Consider the following 12737-nt stretch of genomic DNA (forward strand, 5'->3'; position numbering starts at 1 on the left):
ACAAAAGACTTGGGAGGACCAGAGATGACGACCGATTTCCCGCGCCAGACCCTCCGCATCGGCTTTGTGGGCAGTGGCTTCATTGCCCATTTCCATCTGAAGTCGCTCGTCGGCGTTCGCAATGTCGAGGTGACCGGCGTCTACTCGCCGACCGAGCGAAAGCGCCGTGCATTTGCCGAAGCGGTGAGCGATCTCGATCTCGGTGCCTGCATCGTCCACCCAACCCTCGAAGCGCTGCTGACGGCGCCGGACGTCGATGCCGTCTGGGTACTGTCACCGAACTATACCCGCCTCGATGTCATGCGGACACTGCATGATCTCAAGGTTGCCGGTCGCTCGTCCATCTACGCGGTTGCTTGCGAGAAGCCGCTTGCCCGCACTCTCCGCGAGGCGCGCGAGATGCTGCGGCTCGTCGAGGACGCCAAGCTCATTCACGGGTATCTTGAGAACCAGGTGTTCTCGACGGCGGTCCTTCGGGGCAAGGACATCATCTGGCGTCGGGCCGTGCCGTCCGCCGGTCGCCCCTATCTGGCCCGTGCGGCGGAAGAGCATGCCGGCCCGCACGAGCCCTGGTTCTGGAAGGGCGATCAGCAGGGTGGCGGGGTGCTGCTCGACATGATGTGTCACTCCGTCGAGGTGGCGCGATTTCTTCTGACGCGACCGGACGCGCCGCGTTCCTCGCTGAAGCTGAAGTCGGCAACGGGCGCGATCGCCTCTCTCAAGTGGACGCGGCCGAACTACGCGGCCGAGCTCAAGGAGCGTATGGGGCCGACGGTCGACTATGGCCGTCGAGCCAGCGAGGACTTTGCGCGCGGCATGATCACCCTGGAGGACGACCTCGGCCAGGAGGTGATCATCGAGGCGACGACCTCCTGGGCCTATGTCGGCGCGGGGTTGCGCATCCAGCTCGAGCTTCTTGGCCCGGAGTATGCGCTTGAGTTTTCCTCGCTCAACACTGGTCTCAAGGTGTTCATGTCTCGTCGGATCAGCGGCAGCGAGGGAGAAGATCTCGTCGAGAAGCAGAATGCCGAGCAGGGCTTGATGCCGGTGTTGGAGGATGAGGCGGGCGTTTACGGATATACCGATGAGAACCGTCACATGGTCGAGCGCTTTCGCAAGGGACAGGCGCCTGACGAGACCTTTGCCGACGGCGTGGCGGTGATCGAAATGCTGATGGCGCTCTACAAGTCGGCCGAGGAGGGGCGCACGGTCTATTTCGACCGCGAGGATCTCTCCGATTTCGTGCCGGCGGTCGGCCGGCCCGAATCCGAATAAGCGGCTGCTACGGCCTCCTGCGCCAGAAACTCTTCGCGCAGGAGGCCGTAGCAGACGGACCCGGTGACCGAGCCGTCGGGATGGCGCTTGTCGGCGCGCAAGTGACCTTCCTGACGCATGCCCAGACGTTCGGCGATGCGCCGGCTCGGGATGTTGGTGTCGTCGCACCAGATTCCGACTCGCAAGGCGCCACATTGACCGAACAGCGCTTTGACCGTGGCCGCCGCGGCTTCACCGATGAAGCCTTGCCCCACATGGGCTTCATCGCAGAAGTAGCCGACAAGATAGCCGGGCAGATCGGCATTGCTGACACCGACATAGATCTGCCCGACGAAAACGCCGTCCTCGCTACGGAAAGCACCAAGGAAGGCAGCCCGACCGGCTTGCGCTTCCACGTCGAAATCGCGAATGGCGGCGGCGGCGTCAGCTTCCGTCGCGATCTTCATCGCCGCATTGTCTCGCTCATGGCGTGAGAGGTGCTCACGGTTGCGGTGCGCCATCGTTGCGTACCAGCCGGCATCGTTCTCTGTATAACGACGCAGGGTCAGGCGTTCGGAGCGAAGATCAGAGGGAAGGGCGGGCATCTGTCCTACTCGCTTGTCCGCTATGGTTGCCAACAAGTGGACCCAGGTACGGACACGGTCAATTGTCGTGTTTCTTCTGATGTGTCGTTCGAGCCGGCACGTTCACGGTTCATGAGCGGCTTGTCTTCGAAAAAGCGGTGCGTTGCCATCAATGGTTACACTTTTCAACCTCTTTTGATTTGCGGGCTGGCGTGGAAGCGGTCCAAATCGTAACGGTTCAAAATGGGGTCGTCAGTGAGGTCATGATTTTGCGCGCGGATACGATGGTCAGCGGTTTTTCCTCCTTCCGTCGCGCAGCGGGGATCAGTGTCCCGCTTCTCGGCCTGCTTTTGGCAGGATGCGCCGTCGGTCCGGACTACATGGTGCCTCGGCTCGCGTTGCCGGCGAGCTGGAGCTCTTCGGCAGCCGAAACTCCGGCTCGGCCGGTCGAGCTTGCACGCTGGTGGGAGCGCCTTGGTGACAAGGAGCTCAATGCACTTGTGGAGGAAGCCGTCGCAGGCAATCTCGATGTCGCCGCCGCCAAGGCCAAGATCCGCGCGGCGCGTGCCACTGAACGGCAGACAAACGCGGCATTGGCGCCATCCGCCGATGCATCGTCCTCGGCATCTCGGCTGAAGTCGCAGGGCGAGGTGCGCAATCAGTTCAAGGGCGGCTTCGACGCATCGTGGGAACTCGATCTGTTCGGCGCCAATGCGCGATCGTCGGAAGCGGCGAGTTACGGTCGTCAGGCGGCCGACGAGGATCTGAACTCGGTTCTGCTGACGCTGATCGGCGATGTCGCCTCCAACTACGTGGCGGCGCGCGGCTACCAGGCACGCATGGCGCTGGCGCGGCAAAGCGCGGCGTCGCAAAGAGAGACCGCGGGCCTGACCCGGAAGAAGTTCGAGGCTGGATCGGCCTCGGCGGTCGACGTTTCCAACGCCGAGGGACAGGCGGCGAGCACTGAAGCCAAGCTGCCCGACCTCCAGACGGCCTATTCCGAGGCCGTCCATCGTCTTGCGGTTCTAACCGGCCGCGCTCCGGCGGATCTCGATGCGCGCATGAAGAGGGGCGGTGCCATCCCGAGGCCCCGCCAGCCGGTGCCGACAGGATTGCCGGCCGATCTTCTCAGCAATCGGCCTGATATTCGCAAGGCGGAGCGTGAGTATGCACAGGCGACGGCCAAGATCGGTGCCGCAGCTGCTGCGCGCTATCCTTCGGTCAGCCTGTCCGGCGCCATCGCCACGACGGCGACGAGCGTCGGCGATCTCGGGAAATCCTCGTCGATCTCCTGGAGCCTGGGGCCTTCCCTGTCTGTTCCGATCTTCAACGCCGGCAAGCTCGCCGCGGCGCAGGAAGCCGCCGAGGCTACACGCGACCAGTATTTCGTCGCCTACAAGGCGGCCGTGCTCAAGGCTTTGGAAGACGTCGAGAACGCCATCGTCGCATTCCGGCAGGAGCGCATCAAGAATAGCCGTCTGACCGCCGCCACCCAGGCCTATCGAAGGGCCTCCGAGCTGGCTCAGTCTCTGTATCAATCGGGTTCTTCGAGCTTCCTTGATGTGCTCGATGCGGAACGGTCGCTTTATTCGGCCGAAGACTCCCTGCTCACGAGCAGAGTTGCCATCGCCGACAACTACATCGCCCTCAACAAGGCATTGGGCGGCGGTTGGAACGGAACGGTCGATGCGTCGAAGCCGGAAGTGGTGGACACCAACACAGGGCCGCGCCTGCGTCGGGTGGCCGCCAACTGATCCAATGGCCTTGAGCCGCGAGCCGGCGCTTCCCCGGTAATGCCGTGAAACGATGTCATCTCTTGCGTCCGTCAAACTCAACACCCTAAGCCTGACCCTCATCCTCGCCGCTCTCACGGCCTTTGCCCCACTCTCGACCGACATGTATCTGGCGAGCTTCTCCAGCCTCGCCGAGACTTTTGGCACCGACGAGGGCAGGGTTCAGCTTTCGCTGTCCGTGTTCTTTTTCGGCCTGTCGGTCGGTCAGCTCATCTACGGTCCGTTGGTCGATCGCTTCGGTCGCAAGCCCCCTCTGATCGCCGGTCTCCTGATTTTCACCCTGGCATCGGCTGCGATCGTCGTCGCGCCGACCGTCGAGAGCTTTATCGCCTTGCGTCTCTGCCAGGCGCTCGGTGGTTGCGCCGGCATGGTGGTAAGCCGCGCCATCGTCGCAGACCTGTTCGATGAGCGGGGCAGCGCTCGCTTTCTGTCGCAGATGATGCTGGTGCAAGGCCTTGCTCCAATCGTCGCGCCGCTTCTCGGGGGGTATATCCTGGCAGTGGCGCCATGGGAGGCGATCTTCGTCGTGCTGACGTTGTTCGGCGTCGGCTGCCTCTGGGCCGCTTCGCGTGGATTGCCGGAGACGCTGCCGCCTGAACGGCGCCATGCCCAGGGCATCGTCGGTGTCATTCGCGCTTTCGGAGAGGTGGTTTCCAATCGTGATTTCATGGCTCCGGCATTGTCCGGCGCGTTCGCGGCCGCGTGCATCTTTGCCTTCATCACCGGTTCGCCCTTCGTCTACATGCATCTCCACGGTGTCGGGCAGCAGCACTATGGCTGGTTGTTCGGTCTCAACGCCTGCGGCATGATCGTCGCTTCGCAGATAAATCGCGTCCTGTTGCGTTGGTTTTCGACACAGAGGGTGATGGCCGGCGCGCTTGCCTTCAATGTACTCATGGGAACCGTCCTCGTCGCGTCGGCGGCAAGCGTACCGCTGCCGGTCCTCGTCGCGCTTCTGATGCTCTGTCTCTCGACGGGGCCGTTGATCGGCGCCAACTCGACCGCGATCGCCATGAGCCATGTGGGCGCCCATCGTGGCACGGCGTCATCGGTGCTCGGCGTCATGCAGTTCGCCGTCGCTAGCCTCGCCAGCGCCGCCGTTGGGTTGCTGCACAACGGAACCGTCTACCCGATGGTGGGTATCATCCTCGCCGGAGGGGTTTTTGCCTCGCTGGCCTACTTCATGGGGCGCCGCGCATGACCGTTGCACCGCGCAAACGCAAGAGCCGTCGTGGCTTGATCCTCCTGGTTGCTCTCGTTGCCTTGGCTACGGTCGGTTACATCATAAAGGGGCGCTACTACGCCGAGCCGACCGTCAGCATGATGACGGCTGCCGTCGCGCGGGGGAGCGTCGAGGAAACCGTGCTGGCGACCGGTCAGCTTCGACCGGCCAAGTTGGTTGCCGTCGGAGCTCAGGTTTCGGGGCGCATCACGTCGCTGGAGGTCGCTCTCGGAGACCGGGTGAACACCGGCGACCTCATCGCCGAGATCGACTCGGTGACACAGCAAAACGATCTCAAGAAAGCCCAGGCCTCGCTCGCCAGCGTTCGCGCCCAAAGATCCGAGAAGGAGGCTTCGCTGACGCTGGCCCGGCAGACTCTGGAACGTCAGCAGACGATGGTCAGCCAGAATGCCGTCGCGCGGGCCGATCTCGAAAGCGCGGAGGCGACGGTCAAGACGACGGAGGCGCAGATCGCCGCGCTCGACGCGGAGATCCAGTCGTCTGAGGTGGCGGTGGAAACCGCCCAGGCCAACCTCGGCTACACGCGCATTACCGCGCCAATTGACGGCACGGTGCTCGCCGTGGTCAGTCAGGCAGGACAGACCGTCAACGCCGCTCAGTCGGCCCCGACGATCGTCGTGTTGGGACAACTCGACACCATGACGGTGCGGGCCGAGATATCGGAGGCCGATGTCATCCACGTTGCGCCGGGCCAGAAGGTCTACTTCACCATTCTCGGCGATCCCGAACGCCGGTACGATGCGACGCTCGAAAGCATTGCCCCCGCCCCGGAATCGATTCGCTCCGACGCGGATATCTCGTCGTCGAGCTCCTCCTCGTCATCGAGTTCATCGTCCTCCGCCATCTATTACTATGGCAACTTCAGCATCCCCAATCCCGACGGTCGTTTGCGGACCTATATGACCGCCGAGGTGAACATCGTGCTCGGGCGGGCCGAGGATGTGCTGACCGTGCCGGCGGCTGCACTGGGCGCGCGCGCTTCCGATGGGACCTATCGGGTCAGGGTGTTGAATGCCGACGGCAGTACGACGGAGCGGCGGGTGGAAATCGGCCTCAACGACAAGGTTACTGCCGAAGTGAAGACCGGCCTTGCCGAGGGTGACAAGGTGGTGACCGGTGAAATGACAGCCGCCCAAAGGGCTGCGGCCTCGTCGTCGCTGAGGCTTGGGCGCGGCGGCGGTGGGCCGCCGCCGGGGATGTAGGCCATGGCCGAACTCATCCGGCTGGAGAAACTCCGGCGTGAATTTCCCTCGGGCGACAGCACGATCACGGTGCTGAAAGACATCGATCTCGTGATCGAGGCGGGAGAGATGGTGGCGATCGTGGGGGCGTCCGGGTCCGGCAAGTCGACGCTGATGAACATCCTTGGCTGCCTCGACCGCGCGACTGCCGGCAGCTATCGCATCTCGGGCCGAGAGACCGCCTTGCTGGAACCGGACGAGCTCGCCGCTCTCCGGCGGGAGCATTTCGGCTTCATTTTCCAGCGCTATCACCTGCTCGGCGAACTCGACGCGCTCGCCAACGTGGAGATCCCGGCCATCTACGCCGGCATGCCCCCGCGCGACCGGCGGGCACGGGCAGAGCGCCTGCTTGACCGCCTCGGCATGAGCGACCGCATCGATCATCGGCCGGGACAGCTTTCCGGCGGTCAGCAGCAGCGCGTCTCGATCGCCCGCGCCCTTATGAATGGGGCCAACGTCATCCTTGCCGACGAGCCGACCGGCGCCCTCGACAAACACTCCGGCGAGGAGGTGCTTCGCATCCTCGAAGAGCTGAACGCCGAGGGCAAGACTGTCATCATCGTTACCCATGACATGAACGTTGCAAGTCGTGCCCGCCGCATCATCGAGATTTCCGACGGCGTCATTATCAGCGACAGGAAGAGCGAAACGGCGGCGGAAGGCGCGTCAACCGTCGCGCAAGCGCCGCAGGGCGAACGGCCGACACGCGGCGGCTACTTGCGCTCGGTGGTCGATCGCTTCAAGGAGGCGTTGCACATGGCCGTGCTGGCCATGGCGGCTCATCGCCTCAGAACCTTTCTCACCATGCTCGGCATCATCATCGGCATCGCCTCCGTGGTGTCCGTCGTGGCGATCGGGCAGGGCACGCAACAGCAGATACTCGCCAACATTTCCAGCCTGGGCACCAACACCCTTGAGATTTTCGCCGGGCGCAGCTTCGGGGATACCCGCTCCGGCAAGATCACTACGCTGGTCGCTTCCGACGCCGAGGCGCTGGCGCGGCAGAACTACGTCGCGGCCGTAACGCCGACGGTTTCCACAAGCGAGATCTTGCGCGTCGGCTCGCTCGAGGCGAATGCGCTCGTCAATGGCGTCGGCGAGCAGTATTTCGCTGCGCGCGGCACCAAGCTTGCGGAGGGTAGCTTTTTCGACGCCCGGTCCGTGCGCAACCGGGCGACGGACGTGGTGATCGACGAGAACACCCTCAAGACGCTATTTGCCAACAGCCCGACATCGCCGGTAGGGCAAGTCCTGTTGATTGGTAATGTGCCCGCTCGCATCGTTGGCGTCACGCAGCCGCAGCAGGGCGGGTTCGGCTCCAGCCAGAATCTCTCGGTCTATCTGCCCTACACAACGGTGCAGACCCGCTTCCTTGGCAACATGTCGCTCCGGTCGATCACCGTTCGCGTTGCCGATGATGTGGATACGAGCCTTGCCGAACAGGACGTTACGCGCTTTTTGACGCAACGACACGGCAGCCAGGATTTCTTCATTCTCAACACCGACGACATCCGACAGACCATTACCTCGACGACACAGATGCTGACGTTGCTGATCGCGGCCATCGCCGTCATCTCGCTGGTGGTTGGCGGCATCGGGGTGATGAACATCATGCTGGTCTCTGTGTCGGAGCGGGTGAGCGAGATCGGCGTTCGCATGGCCGTCGGCGCCCGACAGAGCGACATTCTCCAGCAGTTCCTGATCGAAGCCGTTCTGGTGTGTCTCATCGGTGGCCTTTTCGGCATCGGTACCGCCTTTGGAATCGGGCAGCTCGTTAAGCTCATTTCCAGCGACTTTGCGCTGATCTATTCGACCACTTCAATCGTCGCCGCCTGTCTCTGCTCAACGCTGATCGGCGTGGTGTTCGGCTTTCTACCGGCCCGCAATGCATCGCAGCTCGATCCGGTGGTCGCGTTGTCGCGCGATTGACGGTCCTGGCAACAGCTTCGGACGTTTCGCCGCAATTCGCCCGAACCGGGTCGCTTTTCATTGACCATCCGTAAATCAGTCGATTGACTGAATCGATGTCGGGTGTAAGCTGCGGGTCATGACAAAGCCACCTTCACCCGACACCACCCGCAACGACGGGACCCGCGAAAAGCTTCTTCTCGCCGCTCTTGATCTGTTTGGCCAATACGGCTTTGAGGGCGTTTCAACCCGCAAGCTCGCCGAGCTGGCGGGCGTCAACCTCCAGGCGATCAACTACTATTTCGGCAACAAGCGTGGTCTTTACAACGCCGTAGCCGACTATCTGATCGAGCGGTTGCAGAGCCGCATCGGTGAACGGCGGAAGATGGTACTGGGTCGTTTTGCCGAAGCTCAGTTCGGCGGACGACCGATCGACGTCGAAGAGGCGCGCGCCATCCTGACCGTGCTTGGCGAGGCCATGCTGACGCTGTTCGCAGACGACGAGTCGGCTGTGTGGGTCCGCTACATGGTTCGTGAGCAGGCCGAGCCAACCGAGGCTTACGACCGAATCTACACGGGCTTCATGCAGCCGATGCTGACGGCCGTGCGCCATCTCGTCAGCATTCTTCTCGAAGCCGATCCCGACTCCGAGCGTGTGCGACTGCGGACGCTGTCCCTGATCGGCTCGCTGATCGTCTATCGCGTCGGACGGGCAACCATTCTGCGCGAAATGGGATGGTCGGAGGTTGGTTCGACGGAAACCGCCACGATCCGCAGTATTGCCGGCGAACTCGTCGCGAGCATTCATCCCATCGGGGAAAGTGCAACATGAACAAGATCATCCCCGTCGTCCTGCTTCTCGCGGCTGCCGGTGCCGGTGTTGCCTGGTATCTCGGCGTCCCGCAGCGGTACGGATACCTCCAGCCCACGCCTCCATCGCAAGTGATCTACGGAAATGTCGACATCCGACAGGTATCGCTCGGTTTCCGCGTCGGGGGGCGGCTTGCCTCTGTGGAGGTGGAAGAGGGAGACACGGTGAAGACCGGCGACGTTCTGGCTCGCCTTGACTCCGGGCCCTACGAGATTGCCGTCCGCGCTGCCGAGGAGAATGTCGCGGCACTCAAGGCGACGCTCGACAAACTCAAGGCCGGTCCGCGCCCTTCGGAGATCGCCAAGGCGCGCGCCGCTTACGAGGAGCAGGTCGCCAGTCTCGCCAACACCGAGCTGGCTCTTTCCCGGGCAGACCAGTTGCGGAGCCAGGGAACCGTAGCCCAATCGAGTCTCGATAGGGCGACCGCCGCCAAGGACATGGCAAGTGCTCGCGTCGCTAGCGCGAAGGCGGCGCTTTCGCTTATTGAGGAAGGTAGCAGAGAGGAAGACATTGCGGCCGCCGAGGCGCAGCTTCGCGCCGCCGAGGCACAGCTCGACGCGGCCCGAACGTCGCTATCCGACACCGAACTGAAGGCGCCCGCCGACGGTGTGATCCTGTCGCGCGTCAGCGAGCCGGGTGCCATCGTTGCATCCTCGACCAATGTGCTGGTTCTGTCGCTGACAGAGCCGGTGTGGGTCCGCGCTTACGTCTCGGAGCCGGATCTCGGCCGCGTTCACCCCGGATTGAAGGTCAAGGTCACCTCCGACAGCATGACCGGGGCCGGTTACGAAGGTCATGTTGGGTTCATTTCGCCGGTGGCGGAGTTCACGCCGAAAGCGGTCGAGACTCCGGATCTGCGGACCGACCTCGTCTATCGTCTTCGCATCATCATCGATCATCCGGGCAAGGATCTGAGGCAGGGCATGCCGGTCACCGTGCATTTGCCACCTGCTGCCAGCGAGGCAAAATGAACACCGCCGCCGAAGGCAAGCCCGTCCTCGTTAGCCTCGCCGGGATCGTCAAACGGTTTGGCGATGGCGCGCCGGCACTCGATGACGTGTCGGGCGACATCCGCGGCAGCGAGATCACCGGTCTTGTCGGTCCTGATGGGGCGGGAAAGACGACACTGATCCGCCTGATGACCGGTCTGATGCAGCCGGAGGCCGGCCGTATCGCCGTGCTTGGTCACGACGCACGGACCGAAGCGCCGGCCATTCAGGCGGCGATAGGCTACATGCCGCAGCGCTTCGGACTCTATGAAGACCTGTCGGTCCGGGAAAATCTCGACCTATACGCCGACATGCGCGGCCTGCCGCACGGCGAACGACCGGCGGTCTTCGATGAGCTGCTGACCTTCACCGACCTCAAGCGCTTCACCGGCCGCCTTGCCGGAAAGCTCTCCGGCGGCATGAAGCAGAAGCTTGGCCTTGCCTGTGCGCTGATCCGCAAGCCGCGCCTCCTGTTGCTCGACGAGCCTGGTGTCGGTGTCGATCCGATCTCGCGGCGCGAACTATGGAAGATGGTCGAGAACCTTACCTCCGAGGGCATCGGCGTCGTCTGGTCGACCGCCTATCTCGACGAGGCCGAAGCTTGCGATCGCGTTCTGTTGATGAACGCCGGCAAGCTGCTCTATGCCGGCGCGCCGTCCGGTCTCACCGATCGCGTCGAGGGAAGGGTGCAGCGCCTGACCGGCATAGAGGGAAGCCGTCGTCGGCTGCTGGCGCGTCTCCTCGACGAGGACAAGGTGGTCGATGGCGTCATCCAGGGCGAGGCCATCCGATTGGTGTTGGCTAGCGAGGGCGACGCCGGGGAGATCGCCAGGAATGCAGGGCTCGGCGCTGCCAGCTTCGTCACTACCGCGCCGCGTTTCGAGGACGCTTTCGTCGACATGCTGGGTGGTGGCCCTGGCGGTCGCTCGGCGCTGGCGGACGCTCAGGCGTCCCGCGCCGTTGGCGATGGTCGGCCGGTCATCGAGGCGCGCGGACTGACCAAGCTCTTTGGCGACTTCACCGCAGCCGACCACATCACCTTCGATATCCCGCGTGGCCAGATCTTCGGCCTGCTGGGCCCCAACGGCGCCGGCAAGTCCACCACCTTCAAGATGCTGTGCGGCCTTTTGAAGCCGTCGGAAGGCGAGGGCAGGGTCGCGGGCTTCGATCTTCGCAGGGATGCGGCGGAGGCGCGGAACCGGTTGGGCTACATGGCGCAGAAATTCTCGCTCTACGGCGATCTCTCGGTTGCCCAGAACCTGGACTTTTTTGCCGGCGTCTACGGCCTTTCGGCTGCTCGCAAGCGCGAGCGCATCGCCATGATGCTCGAGATCTTCGACCTGAAGCCTCACGCGACCATGTCGGCCAAGGATCTGCCGCTCGGCCTCAAGCAACGTCTCGCGCTCGCCGCCGCCGTCATGCACGAACCGGAGGCTCTGTTCCTTGACGAGCCGACATCGGGCGTCGACCCCATCACCCGCCGCGAGTTCTGGACCCACATCAACGGGCTTGTCGAGAAGGGGGTGACGGTTCTCGTAACAACCCACTTCATGGACGAGGCCGAGTATTGCGACCGCATATCGCTTATCTACAGGGGCAAGTCGATCGCCCTCGGCTCACCCGACGAGCTCAAACTCAAGGTTGCCGGGCCAGACCGGCCCGACCCCACCATGGAGGACGCTTTCATCGCCCTGATCGAGGAAAGCGAGAGGGAGGGCTCGGCATGAACGCCGATCGTCGAGGGCGGGCCCGCCGCGTTCTGGCGCTCGTTCGCAAGGAGAGCTTCCAGATCGTCCGAGATCCGTCCAGCATCCTGATTGCTCTGGTGTTGCCACTCATCCTGCTGTTTCTGTTCGGCTATGGGGTGTCTCTCGACACCACCCGCACCCGTGTCGGGCTCGTGCTTGAAGAAACGACCCCGGTCACTCGCGATCTGGCGGCGAGCTTCCAGAACTCCCGTTATTTCGCCGTGACCGTCGGTCGGGACCGGCGCGAGTTCAACTCGGACCTCGTCCAGAGTCGTATCGGTGGCATTCTTGTCATCCCCAGCGGCTTTACCGCCGATCTGATGGCCGCCCGCCATCCGGTGGTGCAGGTGATCGTGGATGGCGCCGATCCCAACACGGCCAACTTCGTGCAGAACTATGCCGCCGGAACGGTTTCGACCTGGGAAGCGCAGCGGGCGGCCGAACGGGCGCTCACCGCGACGCCCCTCTCCATTCAGCAGCGTTTCTGGTTCAATCCCGAGCTCAAGAGCCGAAACTTCCTGGTGCCGGGGTCGATCAGCATCGTCATGACCCTGGTCGGCACGCTGCTGACCTCGATGGTGATCGCTCGCGAGTGGGAACGCGGCACCATGGAGGCGATGATGGCGACGCCTGTCACCGCTTGGGAGTTGCTGGCTGGCAAGATCGTGCCTTATTTCCTGCTCGGCCTCGCCTCGATGACCCTTTGCGTCGTCCTGGCTGTTCTCCTGTTCGGCGTGCCGTTCCGAGGATCGATCCTGGCGCTTTATGCGCTGTCGGCCGCCTTCCTGATGCCGGCGCTGGGGCAGGGGTTTCTGATCTCGGCCGTCACCAAGAACCAGTTCCTCGCTTCGCAGTTGGCGCTGCTGTCCGGCTTCCTGCCGAGCTTCCTCTTGTCGGGGTTCATTTTCGAAATCAACTCGATGCCACTGGTGATCCAGTACATCTCGATGATCGTGCCGGCCCGCTACCTGATCCCCAGTCTTCAATCGGTTTTCCTGGCCGGCGACATCTGGCCGATGTTCCTTCGCGCCATCCTGATCCTGGTCGGCTTCGGTCTCGTTCTCTTCGCCATCGCCATCCGGAAGACAGCCAAGAGGATCTCCTGA

General features: G+C 63.3%; 10 protein-coding genes. 9 read left to right on the top strand and 1 reads right to left on the bottom strand.

Features of this window, described 5'->3' with window-relative positions; translation table 11 throughout:
* Nucleotides 1-24 precede the first annotated feature (24 nt).
* On the top strand, nucleotides 25-1275 hold the full coding sequence (locus M4J40_RS22095; protein ID WP_251756565.1) for a Gfo/Idh/MocA family protein: 1251 nt from the start codon (nucleotides 25-27) through the stop codon (nucleotides 1273-1275).
* Here the strand turns inward: M4J40_RS22095 and M4J40_RS22660 are convergent.
* Nucleotides 1212-1859 (bottom strand): GNAT family N-acetyltransferase, encoded by a 648-nt coding sequence (locus M4J40_RS22660; RefSeq protein WP_405030776.1) that lies wholly within the window; start codon nucleotides 1857-1859, stop codon nucleotides 1212-1214. The genes M4J40_RS22095 and M4J40_RS22660 overlap by 64 nt on opposite strands.
* Nucleotides 1860-2122: 263 nt before the next feature.
* On the opposite strand from M4J40_RS22660, the gene M4J40_RS22105 reads away from it, so the two are divergent.
* The 8 genes from M4J40_RS22105 (at nucleotide 2123) to M4J40_RS22140 (ending at nucleotide 12737) form a co-directional block, all read left to right on the top strand.
* Nucleotides 2123-3592: an efflux transporter outer membrane subunit gene (locus M4J40_RS22105; RefSeq protein WP_251756567.1), complete on the top strand. Its 1470-nt coding sequence runs from the start codon at nucleotides 2123-2125 to the stop codon at nucleotides 3590-3592.
* 52 nt (nucleotides 3593-3644) lie between these two features.
* Nucleotides 3645-4832 carry a multidrug effflux MFS transporter gene (locus M4J40_RS22110; protein ID WP_251756568.1) on the top strand — a complete coding sequence of 396 codons (1188 nt, stop codon included), beginning with the start codon at nucleotides 3645-3647 and terminating at the stop codon, nucleotides 4830-4832.
* The gene (locus M4J40_RS22115) at nucleotides 4829-6076 is read left to right on the top strand and encodes an efflux RND transporter periplasmic adaptor subunit (RefSeq protein ID WP_251756569.1); all 1248 of its coding nucleotides are present in this window, start codon (nucleotides 4829-4831) and stop codon (nucleotides 6074-6076) included. The genes M4J40_RS22110 and M4J40_RS22115 overlap by 4 nt, the downstream gene beginning before the upstream one ends.
* A gap of 3 nt (nucleotides 6077-6079) precedes the next feature.
* Complete coding sequence (locus M4J40_RS22120; RefSeq protein ID WP_251756570.1) at nucleotides 6080-8044, top strand: MacB family efflux pump subunit; 1965 nt, start codon at nucleotides 6080-6082, stop codon at nucleotides 8042-8044.
* Nucleotides 8045-8162: 118 nt separating this feature from the next.
* The gene (locus M4J40_RS22125; protein ID WP_251756571.1) at nucleotides 8163-8855 is read left to right on the top strand and encodes a CerR family C-terminal domain-containing protein; all 693 of its coding nucleotides are present in this window, start codon (nucleotides 8163-8165) and stop codon (nucleotides 8853-8855) included.
* Nucleotides 8852-9865, top strand: a complete 1014-nt coding sequence (gene hlyD / locus M4J40_RS22130; protein ID WP_251756572.1) for a secretion protein HlyD — start codon at nucleotides 8852-8854, stop codon at nucleotides 9863-9865. The genes M4J40_RS22125 and hlyD overlap by 4 nt, the downstream gene beginning before the upstream one ends.
* Entirely contained in the window at nucleotides 9862-11610 is a 1749-nt protein-coding gene (locus tag M4J40_RS22135; RefSeq protein ID WP_251756573.1) for an ATP-binding cassette domain-containing protein, read from the top strand. Before hlyD ends, M4J40_RS22135 begins: the two co-directional genes overlap by 4 nt.
* The gene (locus M4J40_RS22140; protein ID WP_251756574.1) at nucleotides 11607-12737 is read left to right on the top strand and encodes an ABC transporter permease; all 1131 of its coding nucleotides are present in this window, start codon (nucleotides 11607-11609) and stop codon (nucleotides 12735-12737) included. Before M4J40_RS22135 ends, M4J40_RS22140 begins: the two co-directional genes overlap by 4 nt.

The sequence above is a fragment of the Pleomorphomonas sp. JP5 genome, from assembly GCF_023721815.1.
Lineage (GTDB): Bacteria > Pseudomonadota > Alphaproteobacteria > Rhizobiales > Pleomorphomonadaceae > Pleomorphomonas.